The following is an 18543-nucleotide window of genomic DNA, read 5'->3' as shown; positions in this document are numbered from 1 at the left end:
TTTCCGAGAGGGCGTCCCGTTTTCAGGAGGCACTGTGGCCGAGAGATCCGAAGTCGTGTTCGTCGACGGAGTCCGTACTCCGTTCGGGCGAGCCGGTGAGAAGGGCATGTACTGGCAGACCCGGGCCGACGACCTCGTCGTCAAGGCCATGATCGGGCTGCTGGAGCGCAACACCGCCCTGCCCAAGGAGCGCGTGGACGAGGTCGCCATCGCCGCGACCACCCAGCAGGGCGACCAGGGCCTGACCCTCGGCCGCACCGCGGCGCTGCTCGCGGGCCTGCCGAAGTCGGTCCCCGGCTACGCGATCGACCGCATGTGCGCGGGCGCGATGACCTCGGTCACCACGACCGCCGGCGGCATCGCCTTCGGCGCCTACGACGTCGTCATCGCCGGCGGCGTCGAGCATATGGGCCGCCACCCGATGGGCTTCAACGCCGACCCCAACCCGCGCTTCCTCTCCGAGCGCCTGGTCGGCGAGGAGGCACTCAACATGGGCAAGACCGCGGAGAAGATCCACGACCGCTTCCCGCAGCTCACCAAGAGCCGCTCAGACCACTACGCCCTGCGCAGCCAGCAGAAGCTGGCCGAGGCCTACCGCAACGGCGACATCCAGCCCGATCTCGTCCCGGCCGCCACCCGTAGCGCCGCCGGCTGGGGCCTCGCCACCGCCGACGAGGCGCCGCGCCCCGAGACCACGCTCGAGGGGCTGGCCACTCTGCGCACCCCGTTCCGCCCGCACGGCCGCGTCACCGCCGGCAACTCCTCGGGTCTGAACGACGGCGCCGCCGTCTCGCTGCTCGCCAGCGCGGACGCCGCGAAGGAGCTCGGCCTCCCCGAGAAGATGCGGCTCGTCAGCTTCGCCTTCGCCGGAGTCGAGCCGGAGATCATGGGCATCGGCCCGGTCCCCTCGACCGAGAAGGCGCTGAAGAAGGCCGGGCTCGGCATCGAGGACATCGGCCTCTTCGAGCTCAACGAGGCGTTCGCCGTGCAGGTGCTCTCCTTCCTCGACCACTTCGGCATCGACGACGACGACCCCCGGGTCAACGAGTACGGCGGAGCGATCGCGATCGGCCACCCGCTCGCCTCGTCCGGCGTCCGCCTCATGATCCAGCTGGCCCGCCAGTTCGAGGCCCACCCCGAGGTCCGCTACGGCCTGACCGCGATGTGCGTCGGTCTCGGCCAGGGCGGCTCGGTCATCTGGGAGAACCCGCACTTCGACGGCAAGCGCGCACGACGGAAGGGACGCTGACCCATGCTCGAAGGATTCGAGGACTTGCTCGATCTCGCCGAGGGCGAGATCGTCACCCACTCCTACGTCCGCGACGTCCCGCTGCCCAGCGGCCGTGTGCTCGCGCTGATCACGCTCGACAACGACCGCGACCACACCCGGCCGAGCACGTTCGGCCCGGCCGGCCTGTTCGAGCTGGCCGACGTGCTGCTCGCCCAGCAGGCGCGCGCGAAGGCCGGCGAGATCCAGGCGGTGGGAGTGACGGGCAAGCCGTTCATCCTCGCCGCCGGCGCCGACCTCAGCAAGGTCGGCAGCATCCCGAGTCACGAGACCGGCCGCCAGCTCGCTCGCCTAGGGCACACGACCCTCGGCCTGCTCTCCGAGCTCGGCGTCCCCTCGTTCGTCTTCATCAACGGGCTCGCGCTCGGCGGCGGCACCGAGATCGCGCTGAACGCCGACTACCGCACCGTCGACGCCTCGATCCCCGCGCTCGGGCTGCCCGAGGTCTTCCTCGGCATCATCCCCGGCTGGGGCGGCGCCTGGCTGCTGCCGAACCTGATCGGCATCGAGAACGCCCTCAAGGTGATCGTCGAGAACCCGCTGAAGAACAACCGGACCCTCAAGGGCCAGGACGTCTTCGATCTCGGCATCGCCGACGCGATCTTCCCCTCCGCGAGCTTCCTCGAGAACTCGCTGGTCTGGGCCGACGGCGTCCTCGGCGGGACCGTCGAGGTGAAGCGGCCGAACGTCCCCGGGAAGATCGAGCGCCTGGTCAAGTGGGACGCCGCGATCGCGATCGCCCGCAAGCAGCTCGAGTCCAAGATCGGCACCGTCGCCGCGTCGCCCTACCGCGCGCTCGACCTGCTGAAGGCAGCCAAGAGCAGCACCCGCGAGGAGGGCTTCGCCGCCGAGGACGAGGCGCTGGCCGACCTCGTCTCCGGGGATCAGTTCCGCGCGAGCATCTACGCCTTCGACCTGGTGCAGAAGCGGGCGAAGCGCCCCGCCGGCGCCCCGGACAAGAGCCTCGCCAAGCCGGTCACCAAGGTCGGCGTCATCGGCGCGGGCCTCATGGCCACGCAGTTCGCGCTGCTCTTCGTCCGCCGCCTCCAGGTCCCGGTCGTCATCACCGACCTCGACCAGGAGCGCGTCGACCGCGGCGTCGCGAGCATCGTCGGCGAGATCGACACCCTGCTCGCGAAGGGCCGCCTCTCGCCGGACGACGCGAACCGCCTCCGCGGTCTCGTAACCGGCACCACTGACCGCGCCGACTTCGCCGACGCCGACTGGGTGATCGAGGCCGTCTTCGAGGAGCTCTCCGTCAAGCAGGAGGTCTTCGCCGACATCGAGCGCTACGTCTCCCCCACCGCTGTCCTCGCGACCAACACCTCCTCGCTCTCGGTCGAGCGGATCGGCGAGCGGCTGCAGCACCCGGAGCGCCTGGTCGGCTTCCACTTCTTCAACCCGGTGGCCGTGATGCCGCTGATCGAGGTCGTGAACACGCCGCAGACCGACGACGAGACGCTGTCGACGGCGATGGTCACGGCCGCGAAGCTGAAGAAGAACGCGGTCATCACCCGCGACACCCCCGGCTTCGTGGCGAACCGCGTGCTGGCCAAGGTCCTCGGCGAGGCGATGCACGCCGTCGACACCGGCACTCCCTTCGAGGTCGTCGAGGCCTCGCTCGAGCCGTTCGGCCTGCCGATGACGCCGTTCGAGCTGCTCGAGCTCGTCGGCCTCAAGGTCGGCGCGCACGTGCTCGACACCCACCACGCCGCCTTCCCGGACCGCTTCTACGACAGCGCCAACCTGCACCGCCTGGCGGAGCTCGGCCACGTCTTCGAGCGCGACGCCAAGGGCCGGGTGAAGGGCGTGGACAAGCGCGCCGTCGCCATCGTCAAGGGCGGCTCCGACCCGATGACGGCCGAGGAGCTGCGGCTGCGCGTCGAGACCGGCCTCGCCGACGAGGTGAAGCGGATGCTGGACGACGACGTCGTGCACGCCGCGGAGGACATCGACCTCTGCCTCATCCTCGGCGCCGGCTACCCGTTCCAGATGGGCGGCCTGACGCCCTACCTCGACCGCGTCGGCGCGAGCGAGCGCGCCTTCGGCGGCACGTTCCACCAGCCGGCCATCCGCGGGGTCCAGTAGCCGCAGGGACGGCGAGAACGCAGGAGGGCGCCCACCGGTCCGGTGGGCGCCCTCTCCCGTGCGTGGTGCGCGGTCAGTCCTTGCGCGCGTCGTCGTGCGCCGCGACCTCTTCGGGCAGCGGGCGCGCGACCGGGATCTTGCTGCCGAGCACCTGGGCGACGACGTCGCGGGCGATGTGCTGCGGAGTCAGTCCGACGTCCTCGAGGATCTCCTCGCGCTTCGCGTGGTCGAGGAACTGGTCCGGCAGCCCCAGCTCGGTGACGGCCGTGTCGACGCCGGCCTCGCGGAGGTCCTGGCGGATCCGGGTGCCGATGCCGCCGACGCGGACGCCGTCCTCGATCGAGATCACGAGGCGGTGCTCGGCCGCCAGGTCGATGACGCTGCGCGGGACCGGCACGACCCAGCGCGGGTCGACGACGGTGGCGCCGATGCCCTGCGCGGCGAGCCGCTGCGCGACGTCGAGGCCCATCGCGGCCATCGGGCCGACGGTGACGATCAGCACGTCCTGGCGCTCCGAGCGCAGCAGCACGTCCACGCCGTCGTCGAGGCGCTCGAGCGCGTCGATCTCGTCGCCGACGTTGCCCTTGGAGAAGCGCACGACCGTGGGAGCGTCCTTCACGCCGACGGCCTCGCGCAGTTCCTCGCGCAGCCGGACGGAGTCGCGGGGCGCGGCGAGGCGGATGTTCGGGACGACCTGGAGGATCGCGAGGTCCCACATGCCGTGGTGGCTCGGGCCGTCGGGGCCGGTGACCCCGGCGCGGTCGAGCACGAAGGTGACGCCGGCGCGGTGCAGCGCCACGTCCATCAGCACCTGGTCGAAGGCGCGGTTCACGAAGGTCGCGTAGAGCGCGACGACCGGGTGCAGACCGCCGAAGGCGAGTCCGGCGGCCGAGGTCACGGCGTGCTGCTCGGCGATGCCGACGTCGAACACGCGGTCCGGGTACTTCTCGGCCAGGCGGTCGAGGCCGACCGGGCGGAGCATCGCGGCGGTGATGCCGACGATCGTCGGGTCCTCGTCCGCGAGGGTGACGATCTCCTCCGCGAAGACCGAGGTCCAGGAGCGGGCGCCGCTCGCGCTCAGCGGCTCGCCGGTCTCGGGATCGATCTGGCCGACCGCGTGGAACTGGTCGGCGAGGTCCTGGACGGCGGGCTCGAAGCCCTTGCCCTTCTGCGTGATCGCGTGCACGATCACCGGCGTGCCGTAGTCCTTGGCCTGCTGGAGCGCCTCCTCCATCGCGGTGAGGTCGTGTCCGTCGATCGGGCCGAGGTACTTGATGTCGAGGTTGGAGTACAGCGCCTCGTTGTTGATGAAGCGGCTGAGGAAGCCGTGCAGGCCGCCGCGCACCCCGCGGTAGACCGCGGCGGCGGGGCCGCCCAGGCGTTCGGAGACGGCGCGGGAGCCGCGGTGCAGCGTCCGATAGGTGCGCCGGGTGCGGACGCCGTTGAGGAAGCGCGCCATGCCGCCGATGGTCGGGGCGTAGGAGCGGCCGTTGTCGTTGACGACGATGACGAGCCCGCGGGAGTTGTCGTCGCTGATGTTGTTCAGCGCCTCCCAGGTCATCCCGCCGGTGAGCGCGCCGTCGCCGACGACGGCGACCACGTGGCGGTCCGTCTGGCCGGTCATCGTGAAGGCGCGGGAGATGCCGTCCGCCCAGGAGAGCGAGCTCGACGCGTGCGAGCTCTCGACGATGTCGTGCGGCGACTCGGAGCGCTGCGGGTAGCCGGCGAGGCCGCCGCGCTGGCGGAGGCCGGAGAAGTCCTGGCGACCGGTCAGCAGCTTGTGCACGTAGGACTGGTGCCCCGTGTCGAAGATGATCGCGTCGTGCGGCGAGTCGAAGACGCGGTGGATCGCGATGGTCGTCTCGACGACGCCGAGGTTCGGACCGAGGTGGCCGCCGGTCTTGGACACCTCGCGCACGAGGAAGTCGCGGATCTCCAGCGCCAGCGTCTCGAGCTCGGTCCGGGTCAGGCGGTCGAGGTCGCGCGGTCCGGAGATGGTCTCGAGAACAGCCATTCGCGCCGCCTTTCCGGGGGATGTCTGAGGAGTGTGGACGTCTCCCGAGTCTACGCACGGGGTCCGGTGGAACAGGTGCGCGCCTCCCCGGCTTGCAGGGAGGCGCGCAGATCTGTTCGGAATCAGACCAGAGAGCGCAGCACGTACTGCAGGATCCCGCCGTTGCGGTAGTAGTCCGCCTCACCGGGGGTGTCGATGCGGACGACCGCGTCGAACTCGATCGGCTGCTTGCCCTCGGGCGAGTCGGACGTCGGCGTGGCGACGACGTGCACCGTCTTCGGGGTCACGCCCTCGTTCAGCGCCTCGATGCCCGAGATGCTGATCGACTCGGTGCCGTCGAGCCCGAGCGAGGCCCAGGTCTCGCCCTGCGGGAACTGCAGCGGGACGACGCCCATGCCGATCAGGTTCGAGCGGTGGATCCGCTCGAAGCTCTCGACGATGACCGCCTTGACGCCCAGGAGGCTGGTGCCCTTGGCCGCCCAGTCGCGCGACGACCCGGAGCCGTACTCCTTGCCGCCGAGGATCACCAGCGGGGTGCCCTGCGCCTGGTAGTTCTGCGACGCGTCGTAGATGAACGACTGCGGGCCGCCCTCCTGCGTGAAGTCACGGGTGTAGCCGCCCTCGACGTTGTCCAGGAGCTGGTTGCGCAGGCGGATGTTCGCGAACGTGCCGCGGATCATCACCTCGTGGTTGCCGCGGCGCGAGCCGTAGGAGTTGTAGTCCTTGCGGTCCACGCTGTGCTCGGCGAGGTACTGGCCGGCCGGGCTGTCCGCCTTGATCGAGCCGGCGGGGCTGATGTGGTCGGTGGTGACCGAGTCGCCCAGCTTGGCGAGCACCCGGGCGTCGGCGATGTCGGTGACCGGGGTCGTCTCCATCGTCATGCCGTCGAAGTACGGGGGCTTCCGCACGTAGGTGGAGTTCTCGTCCCACTCGAAGATCGAGCCCTCGGGGGTCTGCAGCGAGCGCCAGCGCTCGTCGCCGTCGAACACGCCGGCGTACTGCGTGTCGAACATCGACTTGTCGATCGAGGAGTCGATCGTCGCCTGGACCTCGGCCGCGTCGGGCCAGATGTCCTTGAGGAAGACGTCGTTGCCCTCGGTGTCGGTGCCGAGCGCGTCGACCTCGAAGTCGAAGTTCATCGAGCCGGCGAGCGCGTAGGCGATGACGAGCGGCGGGCTCGCCAGGTAGTTCATCTTCACGTCGGGGTTGATGCGGCCCTCGAAGTTGCGGTTGCCCGAGAGGACGGCCGTGACGGCGAGGTCGTTCTCCTGCACGGCGGTCGAGATCTCCTCGAGCAGCGGGCCGGAGTTGCCGATGCAGGTGGTGCAGCCGTAGCCGACGGTGAAGAAGCCGAGGGCCTCGAGCGACTCGGTGAGCCCGGCCTTCTCGTAGTAGTCGGTGACGACCTTCGAGCCCGGCGCGAGCGTGGTCTTGACCCACGGCTTGGCCTTGAGGCCCTTCTGAGCGGCGTTGCGGGCCAGCAGGCCGGCCGCGAGCATCACCGAGGGGTTCGACGTGTTGGTGCAGGAGGTGATCGCCGCGATCGCGACGGCGCCGTGGTCGATGGTGAAGCTCTCGTGGCCCTCGCCCAGCTCGACGGTGGTCGGCTTCGACGCGGTGGTCGGCGCGTGCGAGCGGTGGGTGTGCGAGTGCGAGCTGTACTCGTCCTGCGGCTGGAGCTCGCCCGGGTCCGACGCGGGGAACGACTCGGCGAGGGTGAGGTCGACGATGTCGTGGGTGACGTCGGTGTAATTGTTGAGGTCCGACTCGAACTGCGTCTTCGCCGAGGTGAGCTCGATGCGGTCCTGCGGGCGCTTCGGCCCGGCGATCGAGGGGACGACCGTGCTGAGGTCCAGCTCGAGGTACTCGCTGAAGACCGGCTCGACCGCGGGGTCGTGCCAGAGCTTCTGCAGCTTGGAGTACTGCTCGACCAGGGCGATCTGCTCGTCGCTGCGGCCGGTGAGGCGCAGGTAGTCGAGGGTCACGTCGTCGATGGGGAACATCGCGGCGGTCGAGCCGAACTCGGGGCTCATGTTGCCGATGGTCGCGCGGTTGGCGAGCGGCACCTGGGCGACGCCGGCGCCGTAGAACTCGACGAACTTGCCGACGACGCCGTGCTTGCGCAGCATCTCGGTGATCGTCAGGACGACGTCGGTGGCGGTCACGCCGGCCGGGATCGCTCCGGAGAGCTTGAAGCCGACGACCTTGGGGATGAGCATCGAGACGGGCTGGCCGAGCATGGCCGCCTCGGCCTCGATGCCGCCGACGCCCCAGCCGAGCACGCCGAGGCCGTTCACCATGGTGGTGTGCGAGTCGGTGCCGACGCAGGTGTCGGGGTAGGCGCGGAGGACGCCGCCGACCTCGCGGGTCATGGTGACGCGCGCCAGGTACTCGATGTTGACCTGGTGGACGATGCCGGTTCCGGGCGGGACGACCTTGAAGTCGTCGAACGCGGTCTGGCCCCAGCGGAGGAACTGGTAGCGCTCGCCGTTCCGCTCGTACTCGAGCTCGACGTTGCGCTCGAGGGCGTCGGGGGTGCCGAAGAGGTCCGCGATGACCGAGTGGTCGATGACCATCTCGGCGGGCGCGAGCGGGTTGATCCTGTTCGCGTCGCCACCGAGGGCCGCGACGGCCTCGCGCATGGTGGCGAGGTCGACGATGCAGGGCACGCCGGTGAAGTCCTGCATCACGACGCGCGCGGGCGTGAACTGGATCTCGGTGTCGGGCTCCGACTCCGGGACCCACTCACCGAGGGCGCGGATGTGATCGGCCGTGATGTTGGCGCCGTCCTCCGTGCGGAGCAGGTTCTCGAGCAGCACCTTCAGGCTGAACGGGAGCTTCTCGTGACCGGGGACCCGGTCGATGCGGAACACCTCGTAGTCGGTCGAGCCGACCTTCAGGTTGTCTTTCGATCCAAAGCTGTCTACCGCGGACACGTCGCCCTCTCCTTCGCTGACGTGGGCTCCGCCGACGGGCGCACCCACATATCCGTCTCCATCTTGGCGACCGCGCACAGCGCCCCGCCACCAAGGAGGACCTAACTATTTATCTTGACGTCGAGACAACTCTACGCGCGTTCGGCGGGCGGAGCCGCCTCGTCCCGCTCCGCCGCGCCGCGGTACTCCGCGCGCACGGCCAGGACGGTGAGCACCAGCAGCGGCGCGTAGAGGGGCAGGCCGAGCACGAGCTTCCAGGTGCCCAGCGCCGTCGCGTCGCCGGCGAGGAAGAGCGGGTACTGCACCGCGAGCCGGACGAAGAACAGCGCCGCCCAGGCGAGCGTCAGCAGCGAGAACAGCCGACGCTTCCGGCGGTCGTCCCGCCAGGCCGTGCCGTCGCCCATCAGGTAGCCGGCCGCGACGCCGATCAGGGGCCAGCGCGCGAGCACCGACACCAGGAAGACGAGGCCGTAGACGAGGTTGGTGATCAGGCCGGGCACGAAGTTGTCGACCGCGCGGCCGGTGATCAGCGCGAGGGCGGCCGAGATCACGACGCCGAGCAGACCGCCGACCGCCTGGATGACCGGGGTGCGCCCGAGGATCCGCGCGACGGTGAACAGCACGGCCATCCCGACCGAGGCGACCAGCGAGAGCACGAGCTCGCCCGTGATCGTGAAGAGGAGGACGAAGGCGACTCCGGGCACGACGGCCTCGAGGATGCCGCGGACGCCGCCCATCGAGCCGAGCAGTGCGCGGCCGTCGAACGGCTCGCCGTCGGCGACGACGCCGAGTCCGGAACGGCGGGCGGCCTTCGCGATGGCCTCGCCGACCTCCGGCTGACCAGCGCGCTCCGGCTGCTCGCGCTGATCATCGCGCTCCGGCTGCGGGTCGCCCTCGGCGCCCATCCCGCTCAGCTCGCGCTCTGCTGGGTCTGGCCGCTGTCCGGCATCTTGAGCGGGATGAGGTCGCGCGGGGGCATCGGACCGGAGCCGCGCACCACGACGACGCTGCGGAAGAGGTCCTCGACGGCGGCCGCGGCCTGCTCGTCGGTGGCCCCCGCGCCGGCGATCACGCCGCGGAGGAACCAGCGCGGACCGTCGACGCCGACGAAGCGCGCGACGCGCACGCCGCCGCCGGCCAGCGGGAGCTGCGCGACGATCTCCGGGCCGAAGACGCCCTCGCGCTCCTCGGTGCTGCCGCCCTGGCGGCCGATCTGCTCCGCGATCTGCCCGCGGATCTCGTGCCAGAGGCCCGAGGAGCGCGGCGCCGCGAACGGCTGCACCTGGAGGGTGGACCCGGCGTAGTCGAGGCCGACGGCGATGACGCGCTTGGTCGCCTCCTCGACCTCGAGGCGGATGTGCATGCCCTCGCGGGGCAGCACCTTCACCCCGCCGAGGTCGATGTAGGGGCGGACCGGGTTGGCCTCGCGCTCGTCGAGCGGGCCGGCCTCGGCGCGGTCGGCGGGCGCGGACTTCTCGAAGTCCTGCGCGGCGGTCTCGACGGCCACGTCCTCGGGACCGGCGGGCTGGATGTCGCTCATGCGTTCTCCTCGTTGGTGCGGACGTCTGCTGGTGCTGCGGCGGCGTAGCCGGTCGAGCCGAAGCCGCCGGTGCCGCGGACGGAGTCCGGCAGCTCCTCGACGGCGGTGAAGCGGGCCCGGACGACGGGCAGGATCACGAGCTGCGCGATCCGGTCGCCCGCGGCGATCCGGTACGGCTCGCGCGCGTCGGTGTTCAGGAGCGCCACGCGGATCTCGCCGCGGTAGCCGGCGTCGATGGTGCCCGGCGCGTTCACGATCGTGAGGCCGTGCTTGAAGGCCAGCCCGCTGCGCGGCACGACGAAGCCGACATGCCCGTCGGGCAGGGCGATCGAGACCCCGGTGCCGACGCTCGCCCGCTCGCCGGGAGCGAGCACGAGCTCCTCCGTGGAGCGCAGATCGGCTCCGGCGTCACCGGGGTGGGCGTAGAACGGGACCTCGTCCGCGCGGATCGGGACGTCGACGGTTTCGTTCACGTGACGAGGGTAGACCAATCGTCTGATGCAATAGGGACATGCCGTCCTACCGAGAGAGGCTGTGGCCCGCGCCCTGGCTCTTCGTCTCCACCGCCCTCGTGATCCCCGCCAGCATCCTGGTCTTCGCGCCGATCAACCTGTCCGTCGGCTTCCTCGTCGCGCTGGTGCTCTACGGCGGCACCGTCGGCACGCTGCTGGCCACGTCGCCGACCATCGAGGTCGTCGACGGCGAGCTGCGGGCCGGCCGCGCGCACATCCCGCTCGAGCTGGTGGGCGACGCGGTCGCCTTCACCGGCGAGCGGGCGTTCGCTCAGCGCGGACCGCGATTGGACGCCAGGGCGTTCCTCGTCATCCGCGGCTGGGTGCGCGACGTCGTCCGGGTCCCGATCGAGGACCCCGCCGACCCCACGCCGTACTGGCTGCTGTCGAGCAGGCGCCCCAACGACGTCGTCGCCGCGATCCGGCAGGGATCACGGCGACGGGGCGCTGGTCTTTCGGAGCCGGGAGAGGCCTAGGCGGCGCACTCCAGGCAGATCGGGCCGAGCTTCTCCTCGTGGTCGATCTGCGAGCGGTGCTTCACCAGGAAGCAGCTGACGCACGTGAACTCGTCCGCCTGCGGCGGAAGGACCACGACGTCCAGATCGAGGTCGGACAGATCGGCACCGGGCAGTTCGAATCCGCCCGGGTTGTCGGCGTCATCGACGTCGACGACACCGGACATCTTGTCGGGGACTCGCTCCTTCAGGGCCTCGATCGACTCGGAGTCGTCATCGGTCTTGCGGGGGGCGTCGTAGTCCGTAGCCATTCCCATCCACTTCTTAAATTCAGTCGTTCAACAAATCGGCGGGGACAGTGTGCATCAAGAAGTATCGATGCGCAAACCGCTTCGAACGCGTCTTGACAGCCGCTGCCGCGCCCTCCTCCGCACCAACTTTCGACCCGCCCGCGGTATTCCCGGGGAACGGCCCGTCGGCGTGCGATCCTGAGCCGGTTCGCGGCAGGCACGGGCTCGTCCGCGGCCAGAAGGAGGTCCAGCACGATGATGGAACTGAAGGTGATCGGCGTCGAGAGCGGATCGCTCGTCCTCGTCTCGGACGGCGGTGAGCGGTTCTCCGTCCGCATCGACGAGACGCTGCAGAGCCAGCTGCGCCCGCGCGTGCACTCGCTGCCCCCGCGAGAGAAGCGCGTGTCCCCCCGCGAGATCCAGTCGCACATCCGCTCGGGCCTCTCCGCCGAGGAGGTCGCCGAGCTCACCGGCGCCGACCTCGACTACGTCGCGCGCTTCGAGGGCCCGGTCACGGCCGAGCGCGAGCACATCGTCGCCTCCGCCCTGGCGGTCCGCGTCTACACCAGCGCCGACCCCGACCCGCTCGAGGAGGGCACGCCCTTCGGCGACGTCATCCGCGAGCGCCTGGGCGCCCTCGGCGCCGACGGCGAGCAGTGGTCGAGCTGGAAGGAGGAGGAGGGCTGGGTCGTCAAGCTGCTCTTCCGCTCCGACGAGATCGACCACGACGCCCGCTGGCGGTTCGACCCCAAGAAGGCGCTCCTCTCCCCCCTCACCGCCGAGGCGACCACGCTCTCGCAGCAGGGCGAGATCCGGCCGACGCTCATCCCGCGCCTGCGCGCCGTCATCCCCGCCGCGGTCGACGAGCTGGCGACCCGCTTCGACACCGACGCCTTCGCGAAGCCCGCGGAGCCGTCGCGCCCCGAGCGCCCGGGCTCCGAGCGAGCGGGCTCCGAGCGCCAGGGGCCCTCGCGCCTCCCGCACTCCCGTCCCGCCGCCTCCCGGCCCTCGGACACCGAGCCGCAGCCGGCCCTCTCGGACACCCAGCGTCCGGTCTCGACGCTCCCCCGCCCGGTGACCAGCACGACCGAGCAGCGCGAGCGCAACCTCAACGACACGGCCGATCTCCTCGACGCGCTCCGGCGCCGGCGCGGCGAGCGCGACCACGCCTCCTCGGCGCGGGTGCGCGAGGAGCCGCAGCCGGAGGCGCCCGCGGTCGTCGCCCCGAAGGCGCCCGAGCCCGAGCGCCCCGCGGCACCCGCTGCCGATCACCCCGCCGCGAGCGGACGCACCTCAATGCGCCGCGGCCGGGCCGCCATCCCCAGCTGGGACGAGATCGTCTTCGGAGCCCGCAGCGACGACTGACCGAGCTGCGGCCGATCGGGCGAGCGCGCTCCCGGGACTCAGATCCCGGAGAGCGCGCCGAAGCCGAGCAGCGGCACCTGGGTCTCCTCGGGGGTGAGCGAGCCGTGCTGGCCGATCATCGACCGGCCGGAGGCGTCCTCCGCGGAGTAGTAGGCGATCGCCTTCCGAGCGGCGACGAAGACGTCGCCCATCCGCTCGGCCGCCGGCGCACCGATCTCGCCGAACCAGCCGCTCGCCGCGACCTCGTCGCGCGTCGCGATCCAGGCCCGGGAGCCCTCCGCCTCGCTCCAGCGCGCCGCGACCGCCGCGGGATCGACCCCGGCCTCGAGGTGCAGCTGCAGGCAGCGCGGTTCCCCGGCCAGGTGGCGGACGCCCTCGAGGAGCGCGGGATCCCGCACGAGGACATGCGACGAGGCGGGCACGTCGAGCACGCCGTGGTCGGCGGTGACGAGCACGCCCTCGCGACCGGAGAGTCCGCGGACGAACTCCGCGACCTCGCCGTCGAGCTGCTCCAGGGCCGTCGTCCACTCCGGCGACTCCCAGCCGCGGGCGTGCGCGGTCATGTCGAGCTCGGGGACGTAGAGGTAGACCAGCTGGCGGCCGCCGCGGTCGAGGAGGTCGCGCGCCGCGGCGAAGCGCTCGGCGACTCCCCCGGCGATCCGGTACTCGGCGCCGCGCAGGATCGCCCGGGTGAGCCCCGAGTGCGCGTAGCGGGCGGCGCCGATGACGCTGGCCGCGACACCCGCCTCGACGGCGCGCTCGAAGACGGTGGGGTGCGGCTGCCACTGCTCGGGGACCATCCGGTCGTCCCAGCCGGAGAGCTGGTTCACCAGGCGGTCGTGCGCCCGGTCGAGCACGCGGTAGCCGACCATCCCGTGCTCCCCCGGGCGCCGGCCCGTGGTGAGGCTCGCGAGGGCCGCCGCGGTCGTCGTCGGGAAGCCGGAGGCGAGGGTCGTGGCCTTCGTGAGCGCGGGCGCGAGCGTCCGGGCGTGGCCGGCGCGCTGCCGCAGGTTGGCCGCTCCGAGCCCGTCGACCAGGACGACGACGATCCGCTCCACGCGCGGCGAGCCGAAGGTCCCCGGGCGGCCGAGGAGGGCGTCGAGAGCGCCGGGGAGGACGTCGGCGAGGCTCCGCCGACCGGCGGGGACGGCCGGTAGCATGGGGGTCATCGCGCTCAGTTTCGCACGCTGCGCCCCTCCGCGGAGCGTGCCCCGCCGTGCCCGCGCCCGCTACCGAAGTGAGACATGAACGCTGCACCCCCTCCCTCCGGATCCTCCCTGACCGAGCGCATCGAGGACGTCGACGTCTCGGCCGAGATGGAGGGGTCGTTCCTCGAGTACGCCTACTCGGTGATCTACTCCCGCGCCCTGCCCGACGCCCGTGACGGTCTGAAGCCCGTGCAGCGCCGCATCCTCTACATGATGAGCGAGATGGGCCTGCGCCCCGATCGCGGCCACGTGAAGTCGGCCCGCGTCGTCGGCGAGGTGATGGGCAAGCTGCACCCGCACGGCGACGCCTCGATCTACGACTCGCTCGTGCGCCTCGCGCAGCCGTTCACGCTCCGGGTCCCGCTCGTCGACGGCCACGGCAACTTCGGCTCGCTCGACGACGGCCCCGCCGCCGCCCGCTACACCGAGGCCCGCCTCGCCGCCGCGGCGACGGCGATGACCGAGCACCTCGACGAGGACGTCGTCGACTTCGTCCCCAACTACGACAACTCGCACGACCAGCCCGAGGTGCTCCCCGCCGCGTTCCCGAACCTCCTGGTCAACGGTGCGAGCGGCATCGCGGTCGGCATGGCCACCAACATGGCCCCGCACAACCTGATCGAGGTGATCGGAGCGGCGCGGCACCTGATCGCGCACCCCGACGCCTCGCTGGACGACCTGATGTCGTTCGTCCCCGGCCCCGACTTCCCCAGCGGCGGCACGATCGTCGGGCTCGCCGGCGTCCGCGACGCCTACGCGACCGGCCGCGGCAGCTTCAAGACCCGCGCGCGCGTCTCGGTCGAGAGCATCACCGCCCGCAAGTCCGGCCTCGTCGTCACCGAGCTGCCCTACCTCGTCGGCGCCGAGAAGGTCATCGACAAGATCAAGGACGGCGTCCAGAACAAGAAGCTCAGCGGCATCGCCGACGTCACCGATCTCACCGACCGCGACAACGGCCTGCGCCTCGTGATCGGGATCAAGACCGGCTTCAGCCCGGAGGCGGTGCTCGAGCAGCTCTACCGCTACACCCCGCTCGAGGACGCCTTCTCGATCAACAACGTCGCCCTCGTCGACGGCCAGCCCCGCACGCTCGGCCTCAAGGAGCTGCTGCAGGTCTACGTCGGGCACCGCCTGACCGTGGTGACCCGCCGCTCCCGCTACCGTCTCCGCAAGCGCCAGGAGCGGCTGCACCTGGTCGAGGGACTGCTGATCGCGATCCTCGACATCGACGAGGTCATCCAGCTGATCCGCGCGAGCGACGACACCGCCGCCGCCCGGGCCCGGCTGATCGAGGTCTTCGACCTCAGCACGATCCAGGCCGACTACATCCTCGAGCTGCAGCTGCGCCGCCTGACGAGGTTCTCCCGGATCGAGCTCGAGACCGAGCGCGACACCCTGCTCGCCGAGATCGCCGAGCTCGAGGCGCTGCTGGCCAGCCGCAGCCGCCTCGAGGCACTCGTGTCCGACGAGCTCGACGACGTCGCGCAGCGCCTCGGCACGCCGCGTCGGACGCTGCTCACCGAGGCGCGCCCCTCCGTCGCCACGACCGGCCGGAAGACCGCCGCCGTGCTCGAGATCGCCGACCTGCCGTGCCGCGTGCTGCTGAGCACCACCGGGCGGATGGTGCGCATCGACCGCGACCCGGAGGCCGCGCCGCACCCCGAGCGCGCGACCCGCCGCAGCAAGCACGACGCGGTGCTCAGCACGATCGACACCACCACGCGCGCCGAGATCGGCGCGGTGACGACCGCGGGCCGCCTGCTGCGCTTCTCCCCCGTCGACGTCCCGTCCGTCCCGTCCTCCTCGGTGCAGCTCGGCGCGGGCGTCCGGATGAGCGACTACCTCAGCCACCTCGCGAAGGACGAGCGCGTCCTCGCCCTGGTCGCCCTCGACGACCCGCGCCCGATCGCGCTGGGCACCCTGCAGGGCACGGTGAAGCGCGTCGCCCCGGGCGACCTGCCCAACCGCCCGGACATCGAGCTGATCGCCCTGCGGCCGAAGGACGCGGTCGTCGGCGCCGCGCCGTCGGCCGACGAGGACGAGCTCGTCTTCGTCACCGGCGAGGCCCAGCTGCTGCGCTTCTCCGCCTCGGCGGTGCGTCCGCAGGGCCGGACCGCGGCGGGCATGGCCGGCGTCAAGATCAGCGAGACCGACGAGGTCGTCTCCTTCGCGGTGGTTCCGGAATCCGAGCGCGACGAGACGGTCGTCGCGACCGTCGCCGTCGACAGCTGGGCACTGACCGGCACCGACACCGGCAGCGCCAAGGTGTCGGCGTTCTCGGAGTTCCCGCCGAAGGGCCGCGCGACCGGCGGCGTCCGCGCCCAGCGCTTCCTCAAGGGCGAGACCGCTCTCGGCGTCGCCTGGGTCGGCCCCGGCCCGGCGCACGCGCTCGAGGCCGACGGCAGCGTCGCCGCGCTGCCCGACTCCGGGATGAAGCGCGACGGCTCCGGCGTCGCCCTCGCGGCCCCGGTCGCCAGCATCGGCGCGGCTCCCGAGCAGTTCTAGACCGTCGTCCCGCGCCGCCCCGGCGCGGGACGGGCCTCAGACGTCGATGCGGTCGCGCGAGAGCGTCTCGGAGCCGCGGACGATGAACTCCTTGCGCGGCGCCACCTCGTTGCCCATCAGCAGCTCGAAGACCCGGCCCGCGTTCTCGGCGTCCGAGACCTTCACGCGCCGCAGCGTCCGCCGCGACCGGTCCATCGTCGTCAGCGCGAGCTGGTCGGCGTCCATCTCGCCGAGTCCCTTGTAGCGCTGGATCGGGTCCTGGTAGCGCCGGTTCGCCTTCGACAGACCGGCGAGGACGCCCTGCAGCTCCTTCTCGGAGTAGGTGTAGATCGTCTCGTTCGGCTTCTTCCCCGAGTTCATCACCACGACCCGGTGCAGCGGCGGCACGGCGGCGAACACCCGGCCGGCCTCGACCAGCGGCCGCATGTAGCGGAAGAACAGGGTGAGCAGCAGCGTGCGGATGTGCGCGCCGTCGACGTCGGCGTCGCTCATCAGGATGATCTTCCCGTAGCGCGCGGCCGGCAGCTCGAACGAGCGGCCCGACCCCGCCCCGATCACCTGGATCATCGAGGCGCACTCGGTGTTCGAGAGCATGTCGGCGATGCTCGCCTTCTGCACGTTGAGGATCTTGCCGCGGATCGGCAGTAGCGCCTGGTACTCGCTGTTGCGGGCGAGCTTCGCGGTGCCCAGCGCCGAGTCGCCCTCGACGATGAACAGCTCGCTGTTCTCGACGTCGTTGCTGCGGCAGTCCACCAGCTTGGCCGGCAGCGAGGAGGACTCGAGCGCGTTCTTACGGCGCTGGGTCTCCTTGTGCGCCCGCGCCGAGATCCGCGACTTCATCTCGGCGACGAGCTTCTCGAGCAGCTGCGACATCTGCGCCTTGTCCTCGCGCTTCGTCGAGGCGAAGACGGCGCCGAGCGTCGAGGTGATCGTCTGCGCGACGATCGCGCGCACGGCCGGCGTGCCGAGGATCTCCTTCGTCTGCCCCTCGAACTGCGGCTCGGGGAGGCGGACGGTCAGCACCGCGGTGAGACCCGCGAGCGCGTCGTCCTTCTCCAGCTTGTCCGAGCCGGCCTTGAGCTTCCGGGCGTTCGCCTCGACCTGCGCACGGAGCAGCTTCAGCAGCCCCTGCTCGAAGCCGGTCTGGTGCGTCCCGCCCTTGGGCGTCGAGATGATGTTGACGAAGCTGCGCAGCACGGTCTCGTAGCCGGTGCCCCAGCGCAGTGCGATGTCGACCTCGCAGGTGCGCTCGACCTCGGTCGGCACCATCGCGCCGCCGGGGGTGAGCACCGGCACGGTCTCGGTGAAGGTGCCGCTGCCGGTGAGCCGCAGCACGTCGGTGACGGCCGCGTCCGGAGCGAGGAACTCGACGAACTCCGAGATGCCGCCGTCGTAGCGGAACATCTCGGCGCGGCGCTCCTCCTCGCGGTCGTCGACGATGTCGATCGTGAGTCCCGGCACCAGGAAGGCGGTCTGCCGGGCGCGGGTGACGAGGTCGTCGGTCTGGAAGGCGGCGCCCTTCGTGAAGATCTGCCGGTCGGCCCAGTAGCGGACCCGCGTCCCGGTGACGCCCTTCTTCACCTTGCCGACGATCTCCAGCTCCGAGCCGTTCTCGAACGGCGAGAACGGGGCGTCCGGGGTCGGCTCGCCCGAGTCCGCGAAGCGGCCGGGCTCGCCGCGGTGGAAGGACATCCGGTAGGTGCGGCCGTCGCGGTCGACCTCGACGTCCAGCCGCTCCGACAGCGCGTTCACGACCGAGGCGCCCACGCCGTGCAGGCCGCCCGAGGCGGCGTACGAGCCGGAGCCGAACTTGCCGCCCGCGTGCAGCTTGGTGAAGACGACCTCGACGCCGGTGAGACCGGTCTTGGGCTCGATGTCGACCGGAATGCCGCGGGCGCGGTCGCGGACCTCGACGCTGTCGTCCTTGTGCAGCACCACGCTGATCTCGGTGCCGTGCCCCGCGAGGGCCTCGTCGACAGAGTTGTCGATGACCTCCCAGAGGCAGTGCATCAGCCCGCGGGAGTCCGTCGAGCCGATGTACATGCCGGGGCGCTTGCGCACCGCCTCGAGGCCCTCGAGGACGGAGAGGTGCCGTGCGGAGTAGTCGGTGGAGGCCATCCGCTCAGTCTAGGTTCGAGGGCCGACACCCCGGCCGCGGCGCGGCGGAGCGCGATCACGGTGCTCAGGGCCTGGGAAGTGCGCCGGGGGACCTACGCGCAGAGCGAAATGCCACGGGATCGACTCTGCCGGGAAACATCCGCGTGCTTTGATGGTTGGACCAAGGGAAGGACGGAGCCGAGAGGCCGAGTCCACCGAAGTCGAAGACCCGAGCGCAGGAGGCC

Annotated in this window: 13 protein-coding genes; 5 read left to right on the top strand and 8 right to left on the bottom strand. The window is 71.3% G+C overall.

Translation table 11 applies throughout. From position 1 onward, the window contains the following. Nucleotides 1–34: 34 nt before the first annotated feature. Complete coding sequence (locus EDF22_RS07385; RefSeq protein WP_123703587.1) at nucleotides 35–1249, top strand: thiolase family protein; 1215 nt, start codon at nucleotides 35–37, stop codon at nucleotides 1247–1249. A 3-nt stretch (nucleotides 1250–1252) separates the two neighbouring features. After that, nucleotides 1253–3376 carry a 3-hydroxyacyl-CoA dehydrogenase NAD-binding domain-containing protein gene (locus EDF22_RS07380; protein WP_123703585.1) on the top strand — a complete coding sequence of 708 codons (2124 nt, stop codon included), beginning with the start codon at nucleotides 1253–1255 and terminating at the stop codon, nucleotides 3374–3376. Between the two features lie 73 nt (nucleotides 3377–3449). Here the strand turns inward: EDF22_RS07380 and dxs are convergent, their stop codons facing one another. The 5 genes from dxs to dut all read right to left on the bottom strand — a co-directional run bounded on the left by dxs (nucleotide 3450) and on the right by dut (nucleotide 10339). Next, the gene (gene dxs, locus EDF22_RS07375) at nucleotides 3450–5390 is read right to left on the bottom strand and encodes a 1-deoxy-D-xylulose-5-phosphate synthase (RefSeq protein ID WP_123703583.1); all 1941 of its coding nucleotides are present in this window, start codon (nucleotides 5388–5390) and stop codon (nucleotides 3450–3452) included. 122 nt (nucleotides 5391–5512) lie between these two features. Beyond that, entirely contained in the window at nucleotides 5513–8326 is a 2814-nt protein-coding gene (acnA, locus tag EDF22_RS07370) for an aconitate hydratase AcnA (protein ID WP_123703581.1), read from the bottom strand. A gap of 131 nt (nucleotides 8327–8457) precedes the next feature. Continuing rightward, the gene (locus EDF22_RS07365; RefSeq protein ID WP_123703579.1) at nucleotides 8458–9231 is read right to left on the bottom strand and encodes a DUF3159 domain-containing protein; all 774 of its coding nucleotides are present in this window, start codon (nucleotides 9229–9231) and stop codon (nucleotides 8458–8460) included. A 5-nt stretch (nucleotides 9232–9236) separates the two neighbouring features. Next, nucleotides 9237–9866 (bottom strand): DUF3710 domain-containing protein, encoded by a 630-nt coding sequence (locus EDF22_RS07360; RefSeq protein ID WP_123703577.1) that lies wholly within the window; start codon nucleotides 9864–9866, stop codon nucleotides 9237–9239. Continuing rightward, a complete protein-coding gene (dut, locus tag EDF22_RS07355) occupies nucleotides 9863–10339 on the bottom strand; it encodes a dUTP diphosphatase (RefSeq protein ID WP_123703575.1) in 477 nt (158 codons plus the stop codon). The genes EDF22_RS07360 and dut overlap by 4 nt, the downstream gene beginning before the upstream one ends. Before the next feature lie 38 nt (nucleotides 10340–10377). Between dut and EDF22_RS07350 the strand changes: the two genes are divergently transcribed. Next, on the top strand, nucleotides 10378–10854 hold the full coding sequence (locus EDF22_RS07350) for a DUF3093 domain-containing protein (RefSeq protein WP_123703573.1): 477 nt from the start codon (nucleotides 10378–10380) through the stop codon (nucleotides 10852–10854). On the opposite strand, the gene EDF22_RS07345 is transcribed toward EDF22_RS07350, so the two are convergent. After that, nucleotides 10851–11144, bottom strand: coding sequence for a DUF4193 domain-containing protein (locus EDF22_RS07345; RefSeq protein ID WP_055792269.1), 294 nt, complete (start codon nucleotides 11142–11144; stop codon nucleotides 10851–10853). The genes EDF22_RS07350 and EDF22_RS07345 overlap by 4 nt on opposite strands. Before the next feature lie 234 nt (nucleotides 11145–11378). On the opposite strand from EDF22_RS07345, the gene sepH reads away from it, so the two are divergent. Beyond that, nucleotides 11379–12488: a septation protein SepH gene (gene sepH / locus EDF22_RS07340; RefSeq protein ID WP_123703571.1), complete on the top strand. Its 1110-nt coding sequence runs from the start codon at nucleotides 11379–11381 to the stop codon at nucleotides 12486–12488. Between the two features lie 38 nt (nucleotides 12489–12526). On the opposite strand, the gene EDF22_RS07335 is transcribed toward sepH, so the two are convergent. Next, on the bottom strand, nucleotides 12527–13657 hold the full coding sequence (locus tag EDF22_RS07335; protein WP_185038791.1) for an alkaline phosphatase family protein: 1131 nt from the start codon (nucleotides 13655–13657) through the stop codon (nucleotides 12527–12529). Between the two features lie 75 nt (nucleotides 13658–13732). Here EDF22_RS07335 and EDF22_RS07330 point away from each other — a divergent pair, with 75 nt between their 5' ends. Beyond that, nucleotides 13733–16201: a DNA topoisomerase (ATP-hydrolyzing) subunit A gene (locus EDF22_RS07330; RefSeq protein WP_123703567.1), complete on the top strand. Its 2469-nt coding sequence runs from the start codon at nucleotides 13733–13735 to the stop codon at nucleotides 16199–16201. Between the two features lie 36 nt (nucleotides 16202–16237). Here EDF22_RS07330 and EDF22_RS07325 read toward each other — a convergent pair whose 3' ends face one another. After that, a complete protein-coding gene (locus tag EDF22_RS07325; RefSeq protein WP_123703565.1) occupies nucleotides 16238–18319 on the bottom strand; it encodes a type IIA DNA topoisomerase subunit B in 2082 nt (693 codons plus the stop codon). Nucleotides 18320–18543 lie beyond the last annotated feature (224 nt).

This window comes from Rathayibacter sp. PhB127, assembly GCF_003751665.1.
GTDB lineage: Bacteria > Actinomycetota > Actinomycetes > Actinomycetales > Microbacteriaceae > Rathayibacter > Rathayibacter festucae.
This window is presented reverse-complemented; position numbering and strand designations above follow the sequence as displayed.

Coding starts and splice junctions, on each gene's coding strand:
- sepH (WP_123703571.1), top strand. CDS start 11,379: ATGATGGAACTGAAGGTGATCGGCGTCGAGAGCGGATCGCTCGTCCTC.
- EDF22_RS07360 (WP_123703577.1), bottom strand. CDS start 9,866: ATGAGCGACATCCAGCCCGCCGGTCCCGAGGACGTGGCCGTCGAGACC.
- EDF22_RS07380 (WP_123703585.1), top strand. CDS start 1,253: ATGCTCGAAGGATTCGAGGACTTGCTCGATCTCGCCGAGGGCGAGATC.
- EDF22_RS07365 (WP_123703579.1), bottom strand. CDS start 9,231: ATGGGCGCCGAGGGCGACCCGCAGCCGGAGCGCGATGATCAGCGCGAG.
- dxs (WP_123703583.1), bottom strand. CDS start 5,390: ATGGCTGTTCTCGAGACCATCTCCGGACCGCGCGACCTCGACCGCCTG.
- EDF22_RS07325 (WP_123703565.1), bottom strand. CDS start 18,319: ATGGCCTCCACCGACTACTCCGCACGGCACCTCTCCGTCCTCGAGGGC.
- EDF22_RS07350 (WP_123703573.1), top strand. CDS start 10,378: ATGCCGTCCTACCGAGAGAGGCTGTGGCCCGCGCCCTGGCTCTTCGTC.
- EDF22_RS07345 (WP_055792269.1), bottom strand. CDS start 11,144: ATGGCTACGGACTACGACGCCCCCCGCAAGACCGATGACGACTCCGAG.
- EDF22_RS07330 (WP_123703567.1), top strand. CDS start 13,733: ATGAACGCTGCACCCCCTCCCTCCGGATCCTCCCTGACCGAGCGCATC.
- EDF22_RS07335 (WP_185038791.1), bottom strand. CDS start 13,657: ATGACCCCCATGCTACCGGCCGTCCCCGCCGGTCGGCGGAGCCTCGCC.